This window comes from Limnohabitans sp. 63ED37-2, from assembly GCF_001412535.1.
Classification (GTDB): Bacteria; Pseudomonadota; Gammaproteobacteria; order Burkholderiales; family Burkholderiaceae_C; genus Limnohabitans_A.
Genome location: NZ_CP011774.1, coordinates 3058770 through 3080984, shown reverse-complemented (window position 1 = coordinate 3080984; position 22215 = coordinate 3058770). Strand labels below are relative to the sequence as shown.

Annotated in this window: 21 protein-coding genes; 12 read left to right on the top strand and 9 right to left on the bottom strand. The window is 57.4% G+C overall.

Features of this window, described 5'->3' with window-relative positions; translation table 11 throughout:
* Positions 1–4: 4 nt before the first annotated feature.
* The 3 genes from L63ED372_RS14660 to L63ED372_RS14650 form a co-directional block, all read right to left on the bottom strand.
* Positions 5–427 carry a universal stress protein gene (locus tag L63ED372_RS14660; protein WP_062406984.1) on the bottom strand — a complete coding sequence of 141 codons (423 nt, stop codon included), beginning with the start codon at positions 425–427 and terminating at the stop codon, positions 5–7.
* A 126-nt stretch (positions 428–553) separates the two neighbouring features.
* On the bottom strand, positions 554–1435 hold the full coding sequence (locus L63ED372_RS14655) for a metallophosphoesterase (protein ID WP_062406982.1): 882 nt from the start codon (positions 1433–1435) through the stop codon (positions 554–556).
* On the bottom strand, positions 1432–2424 hold the full coding sequence (locus L63ED372_RS14650; protein WP_062408192.1) for a LysR family transcriptional regulator: 993 nt from the start codon (positions 2422–2424) through the stop codon (positions 1432–1434). Before L63ED372_RS14650 ends, L63ED372_RS14655 begins: the two co-directional genes overlap by 4 nt.
* A 146-nt stretch (positions 2425–2570) precedes the next feature.
* On the opposite strand from L63ED372_RS14650, the gene L63ED372_RS14645 reads away from it, so the two are divergent.
* The 6 genes from L63ED372_RS14645 (at position 2571) to L63ED372_RS14620 (ending at position 8652) form a co-directional block, all read left to right on the top strand.
* The gene (locus tag L63ED372_RS14645; RefSeq protein WP_156343639.1) at positions 2571–3041 is read left to right on the top strand and encodes a hypothetical protein; all 471 of its coding nucleotides are present in this window, start codon (positions 2571–2573) and stop codon (positions 3039–3041) included.
* Between the two features lie 178 nt (positions 3042–3219).
* Positions 3220–4461, top strand: coding sequence for an ABC transporter substrate-binding protein (locus tag L63ED372_RS14640; protein WP_062408190.1), 1242 nt, complete (start codon positions 3220–3222; stop codon positions 4459–4461).
* Entirely contained in the window at positions 4461–5384 is a 924-nt protein-coding gene (locus L63ED372_RS14635) for a carbohydrate ABC transporter permease (protein WP_062406978.1), read from the top strand. Before L63ED372_RS14640 ends, L63ED372_RS14635 begins: the two co-directional genes overlap by 1 nt.
* Positions 5381–6223 carry a carbohydrate ABC transporter permease gene (locus L63ED372_RS14630; RefSeq protein WP_062406976.1) on the top strand — a complete coding sequence of 281 codons (843 nt, stop codon included), beginning with the start codon at positions 5381–5383 and terminating at the stop codon, positions 6221–6223. Before L63ED372_RS14635 ends, L63ED372_RS14630 begins: the two co-directional genes overlap by 4 nt.
* Before the next feature lie 13 nt (positions 6224–6236).
* Positions 6237–7562 carry a GH1 family beta-glucosidase gene (locus L63ED372_RS14625; protein ID WP_062406975.1) on the top strand — a complete coding sequence of 442 codons (1326 nt, stop codon included), beginning with the start codon at positions 6237–6239 and terminating at the stop codon, positions 7560–7562.
* 1 nt (position 7563) lies between these two features.
* A complete protein-coding gene (locus L63ED372_RS14620; RefSeq protein WP_062406973.1) occupies positions 7564–8652 on the top strand; it encodes an ABC transporter ATP-binding protein in 1089 nt (362 codons plus the stop codon).
* Positions 8653–8841: 189 nt separating this feature from the next.
* On the opposite strand, the gene L63ED372_RS16440 is transcribed toward L63ED372_RS14620, so the two are convergent.
* Both L63ED372_RS16440 and L63ED372_RS14615 read right to left on the bottom strand, forming a co-directional pair.
* Entirely contained in the window at positions 8842–9861 is a 1020-nt protein-coding gene (locus L63ED372_RS16440; RefSeq protein WP_156343638.1) for an Ig-like domain-containing protein, read from the bottom strand.
* 72 nt (positions 9862–9933) lie between these two features.
* On the bottom strand, positions 9934–12054 hold the full coding sequence (locus tag L63ED372_RS14615) for a glycosyl hydrolase (protein ID WP_197275279.1): 2121 nt from the start codon (positions 12052–12054) through the stop codon (positions 9934–9936).
* Positions 12055–12412: 358 nt separating this feature from the next.
* Between L63ED372_RS14615 and L63ED372_RS14610 the strand changes: the two genes are divergently transcribed.
* The 3 genes from L63ED372_RS14610 to L63ED372_RS14600 all read left to right on the top strand — a co-directional run bounded on the left by L63ED372_RS14610 (position 12413) and on the right by L63ED372_RS14600 (position 15726).
* Positions 12413–13744 carry a hypothetical protein gene (locus L63ED372_RS14610; protein WP_156343637.1) on the top strand — a complete coding sequence of 444 codons (1332 nt, stop codon included), beginning with the start codon at positions 12413–12415 and terminating at the stop codon, positions 13742–13744.
* Between the two features lie 193 nt (positions 13745–13937).
* Positions 13938–14621: a glycoside hydrolase family 16 protein gene (locus tag L63ED372_RS14605; RefSeq protein ID WP_197275278.1), complete on the top strand. Its 684-nt coding sequence runs from the start codon at positions 13938–13940 to the stop codon at positions 14619–14621.
* Between the two features lie 43 nt (positions 14622–14664).
* Complete coding sequence (locus tag L63ED372_RS14600) at positions 14665–15726, top strand: LacI family DNA-binding transcriptional regulator (protein ID WP_082431722.1); 1062 nt, start codon at positions 14665–14667, stop codon at positions 15724–15726.
* 25 nt (positions 15727–15751) lie between these two features.
* Here the strand turns inward: L63ED372_RS14600 and L63ED372_RS14595 are convergent, their stop codons facing one another.
* On the bottom strand, positions 15752–16654 hold the full coding sequence (locus tag L63ED372_RS14595; protein WP_062406961.1) for a DMT family transporter: 903 nt from the start codon (positions 16652–16654) through the stop codon (positions 15752–15754).
* 94 nt (positions 16655–16748) lie between these two features.
* Entirely contained in the window at positions 16749–18614 is a 1866-nt protein-coding gene (locus tag L63ED372_RS14590) for a phosphoenolpyruvate carboxykinase (GTP) (protein ID WP_062406959.1), read from the bottom strand.
* Positions 18615–18893: 279 nt separating this feature from the next.
* On the opposite strand from L63ED372_RS14590, the gene modA reads away from it, so the two are divergent.
* From modA to L63ED372_RS14575, 3 genes are read left to right on the top strand one after another with little or no spacing between them, the layout of a single operon-like run.
* On the top strand, positions 18894–19637 hold the full coding sequence (gene modA / locus L63ED372_RS14585) for a molybdate ABC transporter substrate-binding protein (protein WP_231624504.1): 744 nt from the start codon (positions 18894–18896) through the stop codon (positions 19635–19637).
* A 45-nt stretch (positions 19638–19682) separates the two neighbouring features.
* Positions 19683–20360, top strand: coding sequence for a molybdate ABC transporter permease subunit (gene modB, locus L63ED372_RS14580; RefSeq protein ID WP_062406955.1), 678 nt, complete (start codon positions 19683–19685; stop codon positions 20358–20360).
* Positions 20360–21529: an ABC transporter ATP-binding protein gene (locus L63ED372_RS14575; protein WP_062406954.1), complete on the top strand. Its 1170-nt coding sequence runs from the start codon at positions 20360–20362 to the stop codon at positions 21527–21529. Before modB ends, L63ED372_RS14575 begins: the two co-directional genes overlap by 1 nt.
* Positions 21530–21599: 70 nt before the next feature.
* On the opposite strand, the gene L63ED372_RS16635 is transcribed toward L63ED372_RS14575, so the two are convergent.
* Together L63ED372_RS16635 and L63ED372_RS14570 are read right to left on the bottom strand one after the other, a co-directional pair.
* Positions 21600–21734, bottom strand: coding sequence for a hypothetical protein (locus L63ED372_RS16635; RefSeq protein WP_255349690.1), 135 nt, complete (start codon positions 21732–21734; stop codon positions 21600–21602).
* Positions 21735–21802: 68 nt separating this feature from the next.
* Entirely contained in the window at positions 21803–22213 is a 411-nt protein-coding gene (locus tag L63ED372_RS14570; RefSeq protein ID WP_062406952.1) for a PaaI family thioesterase, read from the bottom strand.
* Positions 22214–22215 lie beyond the last annotated feature (2 nt).

Here is a 22215-nt window from a genome sequence, read left to right as displayed (position 1 = left end):
CGCTTTAACGCACCAGCAGCACAGGCACTTTGCAGTGCGCCAACACCTGGGTGGCCACCGAGCCCATGATCACGTTGCCCAAGGTGCCGTGACCGTGTGAGCCCATCACCACCAGATCAAACTTGCCGCTGTCGGCGGTTTTGGAGATGGTCTCACCCGCATGGCCGACTTTGGCCACGGTCTTGGCGTCGATGCCGTGGCGCAGCAAAAACTTGGTGACCGGGCTGAGCACTTTTTCGGCTTCCTCTCGGTGATAGGCGTCCACCATGTCTTTGCCCACAGCAGCGCGAGCGCGGGGGGGCAGTTGGGGGTTCACCGTCAGCAGGGTGTAGCTGTTGTTCGTGCTGAAGAGCTCGTCGTGCGTGGTCAGATAGGCCAGCATTTTTTTGGTGTATTCACTGCCGTCAACGGCCAATAAGATTTTCATGAGGGGTCTCCTGTTGCGGATCAAAGAAGACTTCACTTTAAGCCGCGCTGGGCCGTGAAGCCTTGACCTAGGTCATGAAATCAGAGGCTGGCGTGGACGCCTTTTCGGCCACGTGCGTGCTGGGCCTTATGTGCCTCGAACTTCCAGCAGGCATTGCGCTTGGAACGTCACCTGTTCGTTTTTGCGCGCATAACCCAGCGGGTTGGCCACCACGCGGCAGCCGTTTTGGGTGTAGTCACTCGGGCAATGCAAATGGCCGTGCAGCCACAACTGGGCCTGTGGCAGCAAGTGGTCGAGCGCGTTGCAAAAACCCGCTGTGCCCGGCACCCGGCCGTAGCGCGGGTCGGCGCTGCCCAAGCTGGGCGCAAAGTGCGTGACCACCACGGTGGGCCCCGCAAAAGGCGCGCGCAGCGCAGCGCTCAGCCAGTCCTGGCATCGCAGGGCTTGCTCGCGCAGGTCCTCGGCCAGCCAAGGCTCGCCTTGTCGCGTGGTCAGCGTTTTGCGCAGGTAATAGTTGGCGGCCCGAAAGGCCTTGTCGCGGGCTTTGAGTTGGCGTGTGTATTGGCTGTTGGGGTGGCTGAAGTGCGCCGGAATTTTGTCGGTCAGCGGGTCGGGGATGGGCTGCCCGGCCAGCGGCCCCAGCGCGTCAAAATCGGTCCACAGCGTGGTGCCCGCAAAGCGCACGCCGCCCAGATGCAGCACCTCGCGCTCCAACCAAGTGATGCCCAGCCGCTCGCAGGTTTGGTGCAGCCGGGTGTGGGCTTCGTCAAAGTCCAGCCCGTCGTACTCGTGGTTGCCGGGCACAAAGAGCACGGGTGTGGGCCAGCCGTGCAGCGGCGAGAACCGCGCCAGGCCAAAGTCGCCGTCGCCCGCCTGGGCCAGGGCCGAGCCAGTTTGGTAAGAGCCAATGTCACCCGCCAGCACCAGCACATCGGCACCGGGCGCCGGGCTGGGCATGAAGTCGGGGTTGGACTCCAGGTGCAGGTCGGACAGGAGTTGGATCTTCATGTGGGGATGTCGCTGGTTGGCAGAGGGTTGCCAAATGCCTGCCGCGCCACTTGTTGCAGTTGGGCGCGCAGCCATTGGTGTGGGCTGTCTTGTTGGCGTTTGCGGTGCCAAATGGCGTGCACTTGCACAGGCGGCACGTCAAAAGGCAGGTCGTGCAGCACCAGTTCATGGGACATGCCGGTGGTGGGCACAAAGTGGCGCGGCAGCACGGTGAGCAAATCGGAGTTCACCACCACCCGCCCGGCCGTGAAAAACTGGTTCACCGTGAGCACGATGCGCCTTTGCTGCCCGATGGCGGCCAAGGCTTCGTCCACAAAGCCATAAGCCCGCCCAGAAAAGCTGACCAGCAAATGGCGAGCCGCGCAATAGTCCTGCAGGCTGATGGGCCGCTTGGCCAGCGGGTGGCCCTTGCGCATCACACACACGTACTCACCCGAATACAGGCGCTGGTGTTCAAAGGGGATGGCCTCGCCCGACTGGGCGCGAGCCGTCAGGTCGGCCAGCACCGCCGGAAAGTAGCCCAGCGCGATGTCGGCGCTGTCTTCGCTCAGCAGTTTGCGCGGGTCGCGTGTGGTCAGGGGCAGCACACGCAAGGACACGCCCGGCGCCTGCAGCTCCAGTTCGCGCGCCAACCCGCCCATGAGTTCGGCGGCGGTGGCGTCCGCCATGGCCAGCACAAAGGTGCTGTTGGCTTGCTGCGGCTCAAAAGCGCTGGGCACGATGGCCGCCTGCAATTGGCGCAGGGCCTCGCGCACACTGGGCCAGAGCGCAAGCGCCCGGGGCGTGGGTTCGATGCCGTGTCCGTGGCGGCGCACCAGTTCATCGCCCAAGGCCTCGCGCAATCGGCGCAAGGCATTGCTCACGGCCGGTTGGGTCAGCGCCAGGTTGTGCGCGGCCCGGGTCAGGCTGCGCTCGGCCATCACCTCGTCGAACACCCGCAGCAAATTCAGGTCAAGGGTTCGAAAAGAGTGGGGGATGGCGGAGGGCATGGGTTTGTTTTCAACTATCACCATTATGAATGAAGGCCATTAAGAAGATAAAGTTGAACAACATTGGTAAAAACCCTATGATTCGACATATGGTTTTGTTGTTTTGGATTGCCAAAGAAAACAAAACTGAATCAAGGGAACACAAAATGAACACCACCGCTAAATCTGTCTTGGGCACCTTGCCCGCCATGCCTGCTGTCAACACAGCCCCCCGCTCTTCGAGCAAAACCCTCGCGAACCTCTTGCTGGCTGCAGGCGTGGCCGCATTGGTCGTTGGTGTCGATCAGATGATCGACAGCTGGGCCGAATCCCATGTGGTGGCCGCTTGGCTGGCGCTGTGGGCCGTGGCCGTGTTGGCCATCGTTGTTCTGCGCGGCCTGACGCGCCACCTGGCGCAAAACCTGATGACCGGCCTGGATGCCTGGTCGGCCCATGTGGCCCGCAGCCGCGCTGACGAACGTTTGTGGTCCATGGCCCAGACCGACCCACGCCTGATGAGCGACCTGCAAGTGGCCATGGACCGAGCCAGCCAGTCCCAAAGCCCGGTCCGTGATCTGGAGACCCTGATGACCCGCCGCGCTGCCCGTTTGGTCCGGGATCGTCTGTATTACATCTGAGCAAGTTAGACCTCTACTGTTCAGACGCTACTCCCAGAAAAGGCCGTATTTAAAGTGGCCTTCTTGCTGCTTTGGGTTGACTTGACACGCTGGAATAGACCGGGATAAACCCTCGGTTCTCTTGACACTGATGTGGCCATGTTGAAAAATGAAAGCGCTTTCAAAACAAGAGGCTTTCATGAAAAAAACAGCGGTGTTTGTTATTTGCGCCTTGTCTTTGAACTGGGCGATGGCCCAAAAAACGACCTTGACGGTGGCCGCGTTCCCTGCCGTAGATGACATTGTCAAAGCCGCACTGCAAGAGTGGCAGAAGAAAAACCCGGACGTTGACGTCAAAGTGGTGGGCCGCGAATATGCCGATCACCACACTGCCATGACCACGGCCCTGGCCACCTCAACTGGTCTACCCGATGTGATGACCCTGGAATACGGCTACCTGGGGCGGTTTGCGCAAAGTGGTGGCTTGGAAGATCTGAACCAGGCGCCTTACTCCTTTGGCCAACATGCCTCCAAAATGGTCGCCTATGCCTTGGCACAGGGCCGTTCTGCGCAATACGGCCAAGTGGCCATTCCCACAGATATTGGGCCTGGGGCCATGTTTTACCGCCATGACTTGCTGGTTAAGGCCAAAGTCAACGAGGCAGAGTTGACGCAGTCATGGGACAGCTTCATTCAAGGTGGCCAAAAAATCAAACAAAGCACGGGGGCTTATTTGGTGGCCCATGCTCGTGACGTCAAAGACATCGTCATCCGAACCGGCATCCCTGAAGGTCAGGGTGTTTATTTCGACGCGCAAGGCAAATCGGTCATCGACAGCTCGCCACGTTTCAGAAGAGGCTTTGAAGTGGCCCAGAAAATCAGGGCACAAGGTTTGGACGCGAAGATCAACGCTTGGTCTAACGAATGGGGCGAGTCACTTAAGCGTGGCACCGTGTCGGTGCAAATGATGGGTGCCTGGTTGGGTGGGCACCTCCAAAACTGGCTGGCACCCAACACCAGTGGGCTGTGGCGTTCGACGGCCCTGCCCGAGCGGGTAGCCACTTCCTGGGGCGGAACCTTTTACGCCATTCCCAAAAAAGCGGTGAATAAGGACAAAGCCTGGGACCTGATTCAGCACCTCACCCTTAACACCCGCCAGCAGCAACTGGCGTTTGAAAAGTACAACGCATTTCCCGCATTGATCGCGGCGCAAAGCGGCGACTTTTTTAGCCAGCCGGTCGCCTTTCTGGGTGGCCAAAAAGCCCGACTGGATTGGAAAGCGACCGCGATGCAGATCAAGCCGACGCAAGTCTTCAAAAATGACAGCGTGGCCGAAGAAATCGTCAACGCCGAACTGGATCTGGTACTCAACAAAAACAAACCCATCGACCAGGCGCTCAAGGACGCACATCGCCTGGTGCAAAGAAGGGCCAGCCGCTGATGAAACCGTTGCTCAAACCGGCTGCCGCACCCTATGTGCTCATCAGCCCATTTTTGTTGCTGTTCCTGGTATTTGGACTGTTTCCAATCGTTTTTTCTTTTGTGCTCATGTTCCATGTGTGGGATCCGGTGAAAGGGTTGAACTCGATGGAATTTGTGGGACTGGAAAATTTGCAATTCGCCATGGAAGACCCCCTGGTCTGGACTTCTTTGGGCAATACCCTTTGGATGGCTTTGGCCTCGGGGTTGCCACAGCACCTGGTGGCCATTCCCCTGGCCTACTTGATCAATGAAAAGCTGGGGCGTTGGCGCAACGCCGCGATGGGGGCCTACTTTTTGCCCTACATCACGTCCACGGTGGCCATTGCCATCATGTTCAGCACCTTGTTTTCGACAGACTACGGCATGGTCAATGCGGCCTTGAGCGAATTGGCCCAATGGCCCTTGCTCAATGCAGTGTTGCCGGACAAGAACATCGACTGGTTGGGTAGCCCCGAAGCGGTCAAACCGGTGGTGTCGGCTGTGGTGTTTTGGCGCTATCTGGGCTTCAACGTCATTTTGTATGTGGCTGCCATGCAAAGCATTCCGCGAGAGCTGTACGAGGCCGCGCGCATGGACGGGGCCAAAAGCTGGCAACAGTTTTGGTTCATCACGTTGCCGCAACTCAAACCCATCATGTTTTTTGGCGTCACGCTGACAGTGATTGGCGGTCTGCAATTGTTTGAAGAGCCCTTCATCCTCACCGGTGGCAAAGGCGGGCCTGAGTACGCCGGAATGACCACCGCCATGTACATGTACAGGACAGCGTTTGACTTCAATGACTTTGGTCTGGCCAGCGCCATTTCATGGATGTTGTTTGTCATCATTTTGGTGATGACGGTGCTCACCAACAAAGCCTTCAAGAGCAAGGAGGGTCAAACATGAGCGCGCCCACCAGCGACCACAAATCGAGCTTAGGCCCGCTCGGTTGGTTGTTCATTGTCACCGGTGCCCTCTTGATGCTGGGGCCGTTCTATTTCATGTTCGTGTTTGCGACGCAACCACGTACTGAAATTTTCAGCGTTCCGCCGCCGCTGTTTTTCGGAGACCACTTTCTGGAGAACATGCAGATCCTGATGGGCAAAATTCCCTTCTGGAAAAACCTGGGGTGGTCTTTGTATGTGGGCTTGATGAGCACGGGGTTGACGCTGTTGTTCTGCTCCATGGCCGGCTTTGCATTTGCTGTTTATGAGTTCCGCTACAAAAAAGCACTGTTTGCCTTGGTCATGGGCACCATGCTGGTGCCCTCTTTTCTGGGCATGATCCCCACGTTCCTCATCATGGACGCGCTCAACTGGATTGACCAGCCGCGCGCCTTGTACCTGCCCGGTGCAGCGCCAGCCATGGGCATTTTTCTGATGCGCCAGTACATCACTTCGGCCATTCCCAAAGAGTTAATAGAAGCCGCTCGGATGGACAACTGCGGCGAATTCCGAATTTATTGGAGTGTGGTCGTGCCCTTGTTGGGGCCAGCGTTTGGCACGCTGGGGCTGATCGCTTTCATTGCCTCTTGGAACAACTTCATTGGCCCTTTGGTGGTCATGCGCTCACCCGAGATGTACACCTTCCCCCTCGCCCTGCGAAGTGTGCAAAGCCCGGTGGACACCGAGTGGGGCGCCCTGATGGCGGGATCGGCCATTGCCGTGATTCCCTTGCTCATCATTTTTATTTTTTCATCACGTCGATTGATCGAAGGCCTGACAGCGGGTGCTGTGCGGGGCTGAAACTTTTATAAAAATGACTTATCCAACACCATCTCGACAGCACTTCCCGGATGATTTCATTTGGGGGGTTGCCACCTCGTCTTTTCAGATTGAAGGCGCACACCTTGCCGACGGCAAAGGCCCGTCGGTCTGGGACACATTTTGCGAAGTCAAGGGCAAAATTGCTGACGGCAGCAACGGCCATGTCGCGTGTGAGCATTACCAGCGCTGGCCTGAAGACGTTCAGCTGATTGCCGATCTGGGCGTCAACGCTTACCGGTTTTCCATGTCTTGGCCGCGTGTGCAGCCTGATGGCCAAGGCGCATGGAATGAGGCGGGTTTTGCTTTTTACGACCGACTGATCGACGCTTTGAGTGCACGTGGCATCGCCCTGCACTTGACCTTGAATCACTGGGATTTGCCCCAAGCTTTGCAAGACCAAGGGGGCTGGGCCAACCGGGAAACCTGCGCGCACTTCACACGATACGCTACCGAAGTGGCCCGCCGATTTGGCTCGCGCCTGGCCAGCATCTGCACCCACAACGAGCCATGGGTGATCGCTATTTTGGGTTATGAGCAAGGGATCTTTGCGCCCGGTATCCAGTCCAGGTCGCAAGCCATGCAAGCAGTTCACCATTTGCTGCTCAGTCATGGCATGGCCTGTCAAGCCATGCGGGGTTTGGGCTTGACCACGCCCATGGGCATTGTGTTGAACTTGTCACCCATTTACCCCGCCAGCCAAAGCCCCGAAGACCTGGCCAAGGCCAAGCTCGATGATGGCCTGATACTTCGGTTGTACATGGACGCGCTTTACCGGGGCAGTTACCCGCAGGACGTCATTTCGCACCTGGCCGAAGACGCACCTCAGGTGAAGTCTGGTGATATGGCCACCATCGCGCAGCCACTCGACTTTTTGGGCGTGAACTACTACACGCGCAATTTTTCATCCAGCGGTAATCCATGGGATGTGGCTTCGACCGGTAACCAGGTCACCGACATGGGTTGGGAGGTCTATCCACAAGGCCTGACCGAACTACTGTGCAGGCTGCACCAGGATTACCAGCCGAAGTTGCTCCTGGTCACTGAAAACGGTGCGGCCTTCAAAGACGAATACAAAGACGGCGTGATCAACGACACCCAGCGCCTGGACTATGTGCGCGACCACATTGCTGCCACCCATGCTGCACACCAACAAGGGGTGCCTGTGGGTGGTTATTTTGCATGGAGCCTGATGGACAACTTCGAATGGGCCAGTGGTTACGCCAAGCGGTTCGGGTTGGTGCATGTTAATTTTGAAACCCAACAGCGCACCCTGAAAAACAGTGCCCTCTGGTACCAACAATTTTTGAGCGAGAAATAAAGTGGCAGCCATCGAACTCAAAGGCGTCACCAAACACTTTGGTGACACGGTGGTCATTCCCAGCCTGGACCTGCAAGTGCAGGACGGGGAATTCATGGTCTTTGTCGGCCCATCGGGGTGCGGTAAATCGACGATGTTGCGCATGATTGCGGGCCTGGAAACGATGACCCAAGGCGATATTTGGATTGGCGGCGAGAACGTCAGCGCCAAAGGCCCCTCGGAGCGTGGTGCCGCCATGGTCTTCCAAAGCTATGCCTTGTATCCGCACATGACCGTGTCAGAGAACATGGGCTTTGGCTTGCGCATGTCAGGCACGTCCAAAGCGGACACCGCCAAGCTGGTGAACGAAACGGCCGAACGGCTGCAGCTGACACCTTTGCTTCAGCGTTATCCGAAGCAGTTGTCTGGTGGCCAGAGGCAAAGGGTGGCCATTGGTCGGGCCATTGTGCGCCGTCCCAAAGTGTTCTTGTTTGACGAACCCTTGTCCAACCTGGACGCATCGCTGCGCGTGCAAATGCGCATCGAGCTGGCCAAGCTGCACGCCGACCTTAAAACCACCATGATCTACGTCACCCACGATCAGACGGAGGCCATGACGCTGGGTAATCGGATTGCGGTGTTCAATCAAGGCAGGATTGAGCAGGTGGGGGCGCCGATGGATTTGTACCGTGCACCAGTTAATACATTTGTGGCGCAGTTTCTGGGTTCCCCCAAGATCAATTTGTTGCCCTATAGCGTGGACAAAGAAAACCAGCGTATGGTGTTTGATGAGCACACCAGTTTTGCATGTGAGCAACTGGGCATAAAGCTTGACTGGCTTCGAAAAGGTAGACAGATCGGTGTTCGGCCTGAGGCCCTTCGCATTTTCCCAATGAACAGTGGCGGCTTCAAGGGGGTGATCGAGTTCACAGAGCAGCTAGGCGATGCTTGTATTGTTTATGTCCGCTTGCCTTGGTATTCAGGCTTGCTCACAGTCAAGCTTGGCCAACAGCAAATGGGATTTCGTATTGGTGACCCTATCGAATTGAAACTCGAACAAGACCAGTTTATTTTGTTTGATGGTCAAGCCAATAGGGTTGCTCTGAACTGAGGAATTGGGAAATTCCAGATTGTTCATCCGACTTGGGCGCCAAAGCATGAAATAAATGTCTTGTTGGCCTGAAGTAATTTACCTCGACTTGACTAGGAAACAGACCATCATGGGGCAATTTTTTTTGGCCACCTAGCAGTGGTGCTGCAGTTGTCAAGTGAAGACTTTGACAACTGCAGCAGCTTTCTATTAAGGTTGGAAGGAAATTGGCCCTAAGTTAATCCCGTTTGGTGAACCGTAATTGTTATCGGGGTTGTAGTAGTTGGCTTTGTAAATGCGTACTCGAATAGAACCCACAGGATTTGCAAAAAATGCTGTGGTTGTCATCTCAATGCCGCAATTTTCAGTTATTGTGAATTCGTTTAAAGGTATGTTGTAAACCTGAGCACCTGAACTTGTTGGAGTCAAAGGTGAAGCTTCAGCGCGTGGGTAGCAGCCGTTTGTTGGAGCCAACTGAACGATAGGTGTAAATCGCGCAGATCCAACCAATTCATCATTGCCCCAGACAGCAATGCGAAGTTTGGTCTGACCACTCAAGGACACCGTGCCATTGGCGGGTGCATTCACCCAGCTTTCCATATAGGCCTGATCAGATTTGCCTTTGCCACCCCAGTAGAAATTAGGTGTTGCATCTGTGGGGGCAACACCTGACCACCAAAAATCAGCGCCTCCCCAGCCATAGCTACCACCATCTGCAACCGTCCAATTAAATGCCCCACCCTCCGTGCTGAGTCCTTGGTAGGCATAACCAACGGTTGAAGCGTCGATGGCGGTATAGCCACTTGCGAAAGACACGGCAGCGACAGGTGCCAAGTTGTAGTCTTGAGATGCGCTAGATGCAACAGTATTCAAGTTGCCAGATGCATCGGTGAACTTTGAGGAGGCCACACTGACGTTGATCGTGCCAGCGGTATTGGCTGTGGGGCTAACAATTAGACTTCCCGACAAACCATTGCTGGCCATGTTAAATGTGCCTTTGGTGCCACCGGTCACCACGATGTCTTCCGTGGTAAATCCGGTGACTGCTTCATTGAAGGTAAATGTAAATGTGACGTCAGCTGCAGTGTTCAGCGATGCAACTGAAATATTATCTGTAATCGTTAGAGTGGGAGCCGTGGTGTCTGGGGTTGTACCGCCACCGCCGCATGCAGCTAGCAAAGCCGCTGTTGAGATGGCGCAGGCCGAGAGTTTGAATTTCAAAGTAGTCACTGGGTTCTCCTTAGGGAAGTTAATGATGAAATTTCTTTCATCGCAGGCAAAAAGGGTTTAAAAATGGACCTTTTATGGAATTACTTGACGAGTGGTTTGTGCTAAGCGACCAGCTGGAACTTCAAGCACCTGACCGTCGCTGAATTTCACTGTGCGCTGTTTGATGCCAGCGTTGAAAGCCAGGTAAGTTCTTTGTCCATCTTTACGCTTGAAGACCGCATGAAGCGCATGGTCGGCGGTCACGCTGAAATCAGGCGGCCCCATGTTTTCCAGACTCATCAAGAAGTGCAGCGCGTGTGTGCGTGTGTCTCCCAGTTCAACGGCGCCCCAGCGGTCCCACATCTTGAGACCAGCAGACGGATCGGTCAGGCCCATGTATTTGGCAAACAGGTCTTGCCACATGTCAGTAGGATTGGCGCGTTTGCCGCGTGACTCGTAAATCCGAGTGTCTTCTGGCAAGGTGGCCAGACTGCGGCGTGTGTGTTCAGGGTCCAAACCCAAGTAGGTGGATGAGGTGGAGATGGGCAACAGGTTGATGCCTTTGATCTGCCGTGGTTCGTCGGTCCACCAAGTGTTGTGCTTGTAAGCACCACCAAACAACATGCTGACTTCTTTGTTCTTGTATTCGGGTGCGAAGACCAGGTTGTGAACATCAAACCAGTAGTGGCGAATGGCTTCGATTTCGGTCGTGTAGAGGTAGATGCCCAGGTCGCGTAGTGCTTTGTCACCGCGAATCTCAGCCCACAAGATCAGTGCAGCCCAGGCATTGATCGCTTCAGAGGACGACTCTTGGTTGTTGCCTAGGTCGCCCAAGCCGACGCCTGAAGCCCAGGAGTGGCCTTCATAAATATCGAAGGTTCTGAGGAAAGGAAAGTCGGCGCGGCCCCGCTCATCAGTGGCAATGTCACGGATGAGCAAATTGGTCATGGCACCCCATTGCGCATCGGATGCCCAGTCGGGGTCGCGCAGTGCCAGGTCGGCCATAGTCCGGATCCAGTATCCGTAATGGAAATGGTGGTCGTTCATTTGTTCGACCGCAAAATATTCTTCTGGGTAGGCCAGCACGGTGCCCAATGTCTTGTCCAGGTGAAAGTACGTGTTGCGGTCTTTGCCTGAGAACCATTGTTCAATGCGGCTTTTGATCAGGCTTTGCAGACGCTTGGCGGCCTCAGTGTCGCCTTGCTGCTCTGCCACGTCCATGACTTTGGTGATGCGCTGTAGGCCTTTGCCTTGCCAATAGGGGCCATTGCCGATTTGCAGCATGTTGCGCCGGGCATTGCGCACATCGGCCTTCATCACGTCAGCAAGCTCTCCTAAACGGGGGTGCTGTTTGACGGCTGGCCAAAAGGGCACAAAGCCACGGTATGTCAATTGGGTCGAGAATTGGTTGTTGGCCAACAAACGAATCGCGCCACGGATGGTCTCGTACTGGCCAAGCAGTTGATCAGCTACGCTGGGGTTTTGATGCCAGTGGTGTGGGTAAAGGCCTTGCAGGGTTTTGGACTCTTTGCCCTCCATGACCTCGGTGGTCACCACGTAATCTGTTTTGACAGTACTGTTGGTCTGGTCGAATTGCCACTTGACTTGTGTTTGCGTTACAAAAGCATAGGCGTGACGCGTAAACAGCGCCAGGGTTTCAGGCCGGTTGTCGGGCAAGACGGCCGCAGAAAAATAGCCCTTTCCTGGTGGCAAATGGGCCAACCATTTCGCCCCTGCCTGCTCCCAGCGCACGCCACTGGGGCCAAAAATGGCAAAGGTTTGCCCGTTGCTGGAAAGTGTGAGGACGCGGTCATCATTGCCAATGTGTGTGCGATGCGACGAATTGCTCGTTTGAAAAGCCACAGGGCCTTGGCTGATGCGACCAAAAACATAAGGACTGCCGTGAGCTACGGTCAGGTCAAAACGGTCTGTCGGGGTACCCATGGAGATGTCAATAGACCAGTCGCTGGCTTTGGCCAATTTGCCTTGAGTGGCATTGAAGGTGACTGGCGAGATGACCAAAGGTAAACGATGCGGGTAATGGATTTCAGTGTCTCTTCGTTCGGTGGGAATGACTTGACGAGTTGGCAAAGACATTTCGAAACCAGTGGCCGCGGCTCGCACGCTGTAGGGTTGTGCAAATAGCACTTCTGGCTGGCGGCTGAATATGAGACCCGAATACCACTGGTTGGTGGCAACTGCTTGTCCCTTCATTCGGTCTGCGAGACCAATTGCTTGGGGCGGAGCGTTGTCGGCACTGCGAGGGGTCAATAAAACTTGACCAGCACCAACCGACAAACTTGATTGGGCCCAAGCAATGCCAGAAAACATAAAGCCTGACAAGGTGAACGTCAAAAAACGAATCAAATGGGTCATGTTTCTCAGAGGTTGGTAGATGTGATTTTTCTCACCCTGATGTTAATGAAAGCGCTTTCATTGTGCGTAGGGGTTTTCCATTAAATCAATCCATTCAATTGTGGCCACACCTAGGGAAAACCCATGTGAAAACGCGTTGACATTGAGGGGGTGAGCCGATAACCTATTGAAAGCGCTTTCAAAAAGGATGAATTTCATGTCTCGCAACACAGGTGCTTTCAAACGTATTCAAAAAAATAGCAACAAAGTAATTTTGACTTTGGGGGTCATGACTGCGAGCAGTGCGATGGCCGTCGATTTCGGGCCGTTTACCCTGACGGGCTTTGCGAAAGCCGAGGTGTCCAGAGCCAGCAATCAATGTTCTGATTGCCAGTTCAACCAAGGAGAGGCGCGCCATCGTCCTTGGGCTGATGCTTTGGCGGATGGCAAGAAATTTGGTACGTCGAATGGAGACGTGACCTTGTTTCAACCGTACTTGGCGACCAAAGATTTTGATTTGGGTAGGGGCTTCAAAATTAAAGGGTTGGTCAGTCAACGCTGGCGTGACGGCAAGGAGGACATTCCGGGAATTTGGTATGAAAAAAATGCCACACTTTCACACGAAGATTACGGAAGCGTCCAGGTGGGTGCATTTCCAACACGCAGTTGGAGTGTGGCTGACTATCCCTACGGAACAAACGTAGGCATCGCGGATTCTTGGGCCTCTAGCGGTGCAGGTTATGGGTTATTGCAGCGTGCCGTCCGTGTCGGCTTGCCCTTGATGGATGTTGCCAATGGAGATTTCCATGTGGAATTGACCTATGACGCAGGGGATGCCAATTACAAAGTGCGTAAACCTGAATTTTTTGAGCTTTATGCGAAGTATGTCAAAGGTCCGTTGATGATCGATGCTATCGCTCAAACCGGGACCAACGGCCAAGCACTGGCATGGGGACATGCCCCCTTTGTGGCAGCAACTACACAAACACCTTTTGTAGGTCAGGATCAGCGACCTTTGCTGGTTGATGGCAACAAGCAATCAATCCTGATGATGATGGCGCGATATCAGTTCAATGCAAAAACTGACTTGTATGGTGGTATTCGGCATAACCGTTGGAGTGGTACCAAAGCCGTCGTAACAGGCTATGTAGCGCCAAATGCGCTGTGGAACGACATGTTCAACGTAGACGGTGTAGATGCCGTAGCCAACAAGGCCTACAGCGCTAGCTCCACAGACATCAGTTTAGGTGCGGTTTACCGTTTTGCCCCAAAGTGGAATGTCAATACAGGTATGGTTTATCTGGGCAAAGCCAGCACCAAAAACCCCGTTGAGCGCGGCCAATCCAACACCATGCTGCTCAACACGGTGGGTGTTGGTTACGAAATCCAGCCAGGCTTCTCGGTCTATGGTTTTGCGGGCATGGTCAATTTTGGCAAGAAGGGCCTCGCGCCATTGAGCATGCCAGGACATGCTGCATTCACGGGTGTGGACTCGCGTGTAGCCAAGTCGGGTAACTGGATGGGGGCTGGACTTGTTTACACCTTCTAAGGGACTGAAGCTGGCGGGTGCAGCTGGGGCTATAGCTGTTCTGGTGGCGTGTGGCGGCGGCGGTGATGCCGCTGGACCCATATCATCAGCGCAGACCCTGTCCCTGCCTGCCAGCTATGTTCTCAAGTGGTCGGATGAGTTCAGTCAATCCGGCCCATTGGGGCCCGCCTGGGACTATGACCTGGGGGCCACCTTGTTGGGTGGCACGGTCTGGGGCAATAGCGAAAAGCAGTTCTATACCAACGACGCTGCCAACGTGTTCAGCCGTGATGGACTGTTGACGATTCAAGCCGTGACCCGCGACCCATCCATTGCGCCAACTGGGTTGGGTTTGTTGGCTACTTCAGCGCGTATCAAAACCGATACCACCGCCTATTACAGCGCTTTAAATGGAACGCCGTATGGTTTTTATGAAATCCGTGCCAAGGTGCCTTGTGTGCGAGGTGCATGGCCTGCAATCTGGATGATGGGCAAGACCGGTAATTGGCCCGACCGGGGCGAGGTTGACATCATGGAGTGGTTTGGAGCTTATTTTGCCGATCAACCTAACCAGGTGCAGTCGGCCGTTCACACCAAGAACAATTCTGGAAGCACCGCACTTTACGGCAAACAAAATGTGAGCTCCATGTGTAGCGATTTCCAGCGTTTTCAATTGCATTGGACGGCTAATGAAATTGTGATGGGTGTCAATGGCACGCCGACCTTCTCTTATAAAAAACCGCTCAACGCCTCCGTCGCCGATTGGCCGTTTGACCAACCCGCTTTTTTGTTGTTGAACGTGGCCGTGGGGGGCAACTTGGGGGGCACTGTCAATGTGAATGATCTGCCCTCAATGAAGTTGCAGGTGGACTACGTCAAGGTTTGGCAAGCCCCCTAGTCCTCCATAATCTGATTTCATTGAAGAGAAAAATCAGAAGCGCATGACCATTGCAACCCAACGTGTAAGGACACCTTCGGCCTCATCGAGTTCGACTGGTGTCAAATCACGCGCCACACTCACCATGGTGGCCGAACGCGCTGGCGTGTCCCCAAGCACCGTATCGCGCATCCTTAACGGCACCGCACAAGTCAGCGAAGACAAGCAGGCCTTGGTCAAGGCGGTCATTGAGGAGTTGGGGTTTCGTCCAGATCCCGCGGCCCGCAGCCTGGCAGGTGGCCGCACCATGAGTATCGGTGTGCTCACGCAGTTCATCGACAGCCCCTATTACGGTGAGGCCTTGCGTGGCATTGAGGACGAGTTGCACAAGGCCAACTATGTGCCTTTGTTTGTCAGTGGCCACTGGAATGAGGCCGAAGAGAAAAACCGGCTGTTCATGCTGCAAGAGCGCAAGGTGGACGGCATCATTGTTCTCACGGGCAAGTTGGCCGACGAAACTTTGGTGGACATGGCAGCCAATATTCCCGTGGTGGTCACTGGGCGACGCTTGAACGCCCCTAATTTGTTCAGCATTGACTTTGACAACACCGAAGGCGCTTGTCTGGCCGTACGGCATTTGCACGCCTTGGGACACCGCCGTGTGGCGTTCATTTCGGGGCCTTTGGACCATCCAGACGCCACGCAGCGTTTGCAGGGCTATCGAGAAGAGGCGCAACGCAAAGACATGGCTTTGGACGACAGTTTGGTGGTCTACAGCGATTACCAAGAGTCAGGTGGTTTCAGGGCCATGAATGAGTTGCTGTCGGCCAGTGTGCAGTTCACTGCAGTGATTGCCGCCAACGACCAGATGGCCTACGGGGCCCGCTTGGCTTTGCATCGCGCTGGATTGCGTGTGCCCGAAGATGTTTCTCTTTTGGGTTTTGACGACCTGCCACACTCGGCTTTCACCTTACCACCGCTCACGTCTGTCAGGCAGTCGGTCTATGAAATTGGCACATCTGCCGCCAAAGCCATGTTTGACTTGTTGAACAAGAGAAATCCGCCTTCGCGTTTGGTGGAGGCGGAGTTGGTGGTGCGGGAGTCAACGCGCATTTTCAGGCGTTGAGCCTGGCGGACTGTCGTCCTTCAGCTCAGCGCCTCGAAGCCATGTAAATGCCCGGCAAGATCAGCGCCGCGCCCATGACGTGGTGCCAGCCCATGGCTTCGCCCAACACCAGCCAGGCGGCCAGGCCACCGTACAGAGGCCCCAGGTACAAACTGGCGGCCACGCGGCTGGCGCCCAAAACCTTCTGGCAAAAGCCATAGGCCCAATACGCCCCAATGCCTGGCAACAGGCCTGCCGCCACCACCAGTACCGTGGCCTGCACGCTCCAGGCTGGGCGATCGGCTTGCCCGTATTCCCAGATGCTGAAAGGCAGCAAGACCAGCACGCCACTCATGCAAATGGCGGCGAGGCGTGCCGTAGAGCCCAAGGGTGTGCTCCACTTTTTTTGCAGCAGGGCAAAAGCGGCCCAGGACACCATGGCCATCACAATCCAGCCGTCGCCTGCCACCCATTGCACCTGGCCCAGCGACAGCCATTGGCCTTTGACCACCACATGGAACACCCCGGCCATGGCGACCACCACGCCCAGACCTTGCCGCCATGAAAACCGTTCGCCCAGCCACACCACCGCACCCAGCGCAATCAGCACAGGAGAGGCTGAATAAATGAGCGCGATGTTCATGGCCGATGTGGTTTGTGCGCCCTCGTAAACCCAGGCACCACAGATGAGCATGCCCAAAGCGCCCAAGATCAGATAACGCCAGCCATGCTCCAAGGTGCTGCGGCGTTCACGCCACAGTTCGCTGCGTGCGATCACAGCAAGGATGAAACCCGCCAAAGCCCATCGGCCCAGTGCCAGCATGTGTGGCTCCACGACGCCGGGGGCCGAGCGGGCCACGATGTAATTGACCGACCACAGAGCGGGGGTGACCCACATCAACCACAGGGCGACGCGGGTACGGGATTCAGCGGTTTGAAACAAGGACATGGCCCCGATTGTGACGACAAGAAAAAACCGCCCCGGTTTGTGGCCGGGGCGGTTGCAAGGCTGAGCGCCGTTGGGGCGCTTGATCTGAATGGGTTTAAGCCAGACGCTTTTCCAGCGCAGCCTTGGTGTCCAGCAGCGCTTGGGGCAGGTGGTAGCTCAGCTGGGAAAAGTGCTCGTCGTGCAGCTTGAACTCGGCTTGCCAGGCGGCTTTGTCGATGCTGGTGACCGACTTGAACTGCTCGGCGCTGAACTCGATGCCATTCCAGTTGATTTCTGCATAGGTGGGGGCGATGCCAAACATGGTCTCTTCGCCTTGGGCTTTGCCTTCCAGGCGGTCGATCATCCACTTGAGTACCCGCATGTTGTCGCCATAGCCAGGCCAGACGAACGCGCCGTCCTCGCCCTTGCGGAACCAGTTCACGCAGTACATGGCGGGCAGCTTGTGGCCAGCGGCCTGGGCCTTGGCACCGGTGTCCAGCCAGTGCTGGAAGTAGTCGCTCATGTTGTAGCCGCAGAATGGCAGCATGGCGAAGGGGTCGCGGCGCACCACGCCTTGTGCGCCGAAGGCGGCGGCAGTGGTCTCGGAGCCCATGGTCGCGGCCATGTAGACGCCTTCGGTCCAGCTGCGGGCCTCGGTGACCAGCGGCACCGTGGTTGAGCGGCGGCCACCGAACATGAAGGCATCGATGGGCACACCTGCAGCGTCGTCCCAGGCGGGGTCCAGGGCGGGGTTGTTGGTCGCGGCCACCGTGAAGCGGGCGTTGGGGTGAGCGGCTTTGGCGCCGGTCTCTTTGGCGATCTGGGGTGTCCAGTCTTTGCCTTGCCAGTCGATCAAATGGTCGGGCAACTTGCCGGTGTCTTTTTCCATGCCTTCCCACCACACGTCGCCATCGTCCGTGAGGGCCACGTTGGTGAAGATCACGTCCTTGTGCAGGCTCAGCATGCAGTTGGGGTTGGTCTTCATGTTGGTGCCGGGGGCGACGCCGAAGTAACCCGCCTCAGGGTTGATGGCGTACATTTTTCCGTCGGTGTGCGGTTTGACCCAAGCGATGTCGTCACCAATGGTCGTGACTTTCCAGCCTTCAAAAGCCTTCGGTGGCACCAGCATCGAGAAGTTGGTTTTGCCGCAAGCGCTGGGGAAAGCCGCTGCGACGTGGTACTTTTTGCCTTCGGGGTTGGTCACGCCCAAAATCAGCATGTGCTCGGCCAACCAGCCTTGGTCGCGGCCCATGTTGGAGGCGATGCGCAGTGCAAAGCACTTCTTGCCCAGCAGCGCGTTGCCGCCGTAGCCCGAACCGTAAGACCAGATTTCGCGGGTCTCGGGGAAGTGCACGATGTATTTGGTGGTGGGGTTGCAAGGCCAGCTGGTCTTGTCTTTTTCACCCGCAGCCAAAGGTGCGCCCACGGTGTGCATGCAAGGCACGAAGTCACCGTCGGTGCCCAGCACGTCGAACACGGCTTTGCCCATGCGGGTCATGATTTTCTGGTTCACAGCCACGTAGGCGCTGTCGCTCAGCTCAATGCCGATGTGGCTGATGTGCGAACCCAAGGGGCCCATCGAGAACGGCACCACGTACATGGTGCGGCCAGCCATGCAGCCGTCAAACAGCGGGTTCAGAGTGGCGCGCATTTGCGCGGGTTCCATCCAGTTGTTGGTGGGGCCGGCGTCTTCTTTTTTGGCCGAGCAAATGTAGGTGCGGTCTTCCACGCGGGCCACGTCGGATGGGTCAGACCAGGCCAGGTAGGAGTTGGCGCGCTTGGCGGGGTTGAGCTTTTTGAAGGTGCCCGCAGTGACCAACTCGGCGCACAGGCGGTCGTATTCTTCTTGGGAGCCGTCACACCAATAAATGTTGGCGGGCTTGCACAGGGCGGCCATTTCGGCGACCCAAGCAATCAGCTTGGCGTTTTTGACGTAAGCCGGCGTGTTGAGGTTCAGGCCCTGCATCGCGGGTGAGTTCATGGGAAGTGCTCCAAGTTTAAAAATCGTTTTTTCAAAACCTCTGCGCAGGGGCTTTGAAAAAACGGCTGTTGGGCTGAGATACTGAAGGATGTGTGGCCTGGAAAATGGGCTGTAACAGTGGCGTAACCAGCGGGCCTCGATTTTAGGGAGACTGCCTGTTTTGTGCCTGTCATCGGGGCTGAAAACCCCTTTAAAACTATGCAAAAAAAGCATGACGTTATGCCGGGCTCTGGGTGTTCCGGTTTCCAGCCCCAGAGGCGTTTCTGGCTGAAGGCAGCCATGGCGGCGCCGTTGGCCGGGCCTTGGCTGGCCCATGCACAAAGCTCAACCCGAGTCAAAATCGCTGCCGCCAGCAACCTGAAGTTTGTACTGGCTGACTTGGCAACCCAATACAAACTTCAAACCGGTGTCCAGGTGGATGTGAATTTGGGCGCATCTGGCAACTTGGCGCGGCAAATTTTGCAAGGCTTGCCGGTCGAGCAATTCATCTCGGCCGACGAGGCTTGGGTGGCCGAACTGGCCAAAAGCGGTCGCACGGTGGATGCCGGGCAGCGTTATGCTACGGGTCGCTTGGCCCTGATCGTGCCTAAAAATTCAGCACTGCCGCTGGCCCAAGGTTTGGCGGCAGTGGTCCGCGCCATGAAGGCGGGCGACAAATTCGCCATCGCCAACCCGGCGCTGGCCCCTTATGGTGTGGCAGCCGTGGAAGCTTTGATGCGTGCAGGGGTGGGGCCGCTGCCTGCAGGCCAGAAAGTGCTGGGCGACAACATCGGTCAGGCCACCCAGTTCGTGGCCACGGGCGCGGCGCAGGCGGGCATCACCGCGCTGGCTTTGGCGCAGGCCCCCGAGATCGCCAGCAGCTTGCAGGTCTTGCCACTGCCCGCCGACTTGCACGCCCCCTTGCACCAGCGCATGGTGCTGCTCAAAGGCGCGGGTGCGGCCGCGGCAGATTGGCACCGGTTTTTGCTGAGCCCCCCGGCGCAGGCGGTGTTTGTGCGCCATGGCTACGCCATACCGCAATAATCCAGACCCACACCCCGTAATTTCATTCGCCCGAAAACTCAACCCATGGATTGGTCCGCCCTTCACGTCTCGCTGACTTTGGCCGTCTTGACCACCTTGGCTTTGTTGCCGGTGGGACTGGCCTTGGCCCGCTGGTTGGCCGTGACCGCTTGGGCAGGCCGCCCTGTGGTCGAGGCCCTGCTGCTGCTGCCCTTGCTGCTGCCGCCCACGGTGATTGGCTTTTACTTTTTGGTGGCTTTTGGCCAAGGCAGCGCTTTGGGGGCGTGGCTGGCGGCTTCGGGCATTCGGCTGGTCTTCACCCTCGAAGGCCTCTTGTTGGTGAGCGTCTTGGTCAACCTGCCTTTCATGGTGCAGCCGATTCAGCGGGCTTTTGCTGCGGTGCCGCACAGCCTTCGCGAGGCGGCTTGGGTCTCGGGTTTGTCCACCTGGCAGACGTTTTGGCGCATCGAGTTGCCGCTGGCCTGGCCCGGTTTGCTGGCCGGTATGGCGCTCACGGTGGCGCACACCTTGGGCGAGTTTGGTGTGGTGCTGATGGTGGGCGGCAACATCGAAGGCGAAACCCGCACGCTGTCGGTGTCGCTCTACGACAAGGTGCAGGGCATGGATTTGCAGTCGGCCCATGTGATGGCGCTGGTGCTGGTGGGTGTGTCCCTGTTGGCACTGAGTCTGGTGCTGGCGTTTGACCGGGTGGGCCAGCGTGGCCGTGCCCTGCAGGAGCGGTGATGTCCGGCTTGCAAGTGCAACTGCGCTCATCCAGCCCCATTCGGCTCGAGGCCGAGTTTGACTGTGGCGCGGGGGAGTTGGTGGCGCTCGTCGGACCGTCGGGCAGCGGCAAAACCAGCATGCTACGCGCCATTGCCGGGCTGTGGACGCCCGCCGATCTGCAAGGCCGCATCCGGGTGGCGGGCCAGGCGTGGTTGGACACGGCAGCGGGCGTGCAGCTGACCCCGCAGCAGCGCCGGGCGGGCCTGGTTTTTCAGCATTACGCCCTGTTTCCACACATGACCGCGCAGGCCAATGTCGCGCTGGCCGCTGGGCCGGGCTGGTCCAGCGAAGAGGTGCAGACATTGCTCGCTCGTTTGGGCTTGGCCGAGTTGCGCGAGCGCAGGCCGTCCCAACTCTCAGGGGGGCAGCAGCAGCGGGTGGCGCTGGCGCGGGCATTGGTGCGGGTCATGCCCAGGCCCTCAGTGGCGCAAGCCGATGCGCCACAAGTCTTGCCTGGCGTCTTGTTGCTCGACGAGCCTTTTTCTGCGGTGGACGCGCCCACACGCCAGACGCTTTACCGCGAGCTGGCCGCCTTGCGCCAAAAGGTGTCGGTGCCCATGGTGCTGGTCACACACGACCTGGCCGAGGCCCGTCGCCTGGCCGACCGGGTGGTGATTGTGGACGCGGGCCAGACCCTGCAAACGGGTGAGCCCGCCCGTGTGTTTGCCAGCCCGCGCAACGCCCGGGTGGCCGAGTTGGTGGGCATTCAAAACCACTTTGAAGGGCGCTTTGTGAAGGGTGAGGACGGTTGGGGGCGCTTGTGCTGGACAGACCCCGCGCAGCCAGAAGCCGAACTGGCCCTGGCCGTCTTAGACAAAAATAAAATCGACAACGGCACCCGCGTGACCTGGGTGCTGAACGGTGAACAGGTGGACGTGCTGGCCGACGGCGAGCTGCCCGGTCACTTGGCGCCAGGCCACACCCGTTTGCGCTGCCAATTGCTGGAGGTTTTGTCGTTGGGCGAAATCAGCCTTTGCACGCTCAGGCCCGAAGCCCTGCCCAGCCAAACCATCACCCTGAACCTGACCAGCCGACTGCTGCGGCGTTTGGATGTCGGAGCCGGAGGCTGGGTCCAGCTGCAGATCGCGCCGGGTGCGCTGCACATCATGCCCGTGCGGACAAAATAAAACCCGCAAAGCACGGGCTGATGCGGGTTGGGCGGGTGCAGCCAAGCGGCGCACCGAGGGCGGCAAAGCCTCAGGCCATGAACACGGCGATGAAGGCCAGCAGGAAAATCAGCACGGCACCTGCAGCCGGAATGATCACGGGAATGTGCTTGACCACGTTTTCAACGGGATCGTCGGATGTGTGAGAGTCGTTGTGAGCAGACATGGGGTACCCCGAAACAAGAATGGCCGTATTGTAGCCAAGCCCAGCTGGCGGGCCGCTGACAACCCGGCTCACATCAGGGCATAGGTGGTGCTGGCCCTAAAAACGCTCTTGCCGTCGTCGGCCCCGGTCAAGTCGATCTCGCCAAAGGCCATGGCTTTGCCCGCCCGCAACACCCGAGCGGTGACCAGGGCATCCTGGCCCGACAGCGGTTTCATGAAGCTGCTGGACAGTTGTACCGTGCTGCAGGGCCGAAACTGACCAAAATGCGCGATGAGCGCCAGCACCATGGCCGTGTCGGCCGCGGCCATCATGGCCTGCCCACACAACATGCCGCCCACCCGCGACAACTGATCGCTTTGCGGCAGGCGCAGGGTCACGCTGTCTGCGTCAAAGCGTTCGACTTTCAGATTCAGTGCCTGCACCCAGGGGGCGAACAGGTCGGATAAAGCTTGCTGCAGGGATTCGGTGGTGGTGCTCATGG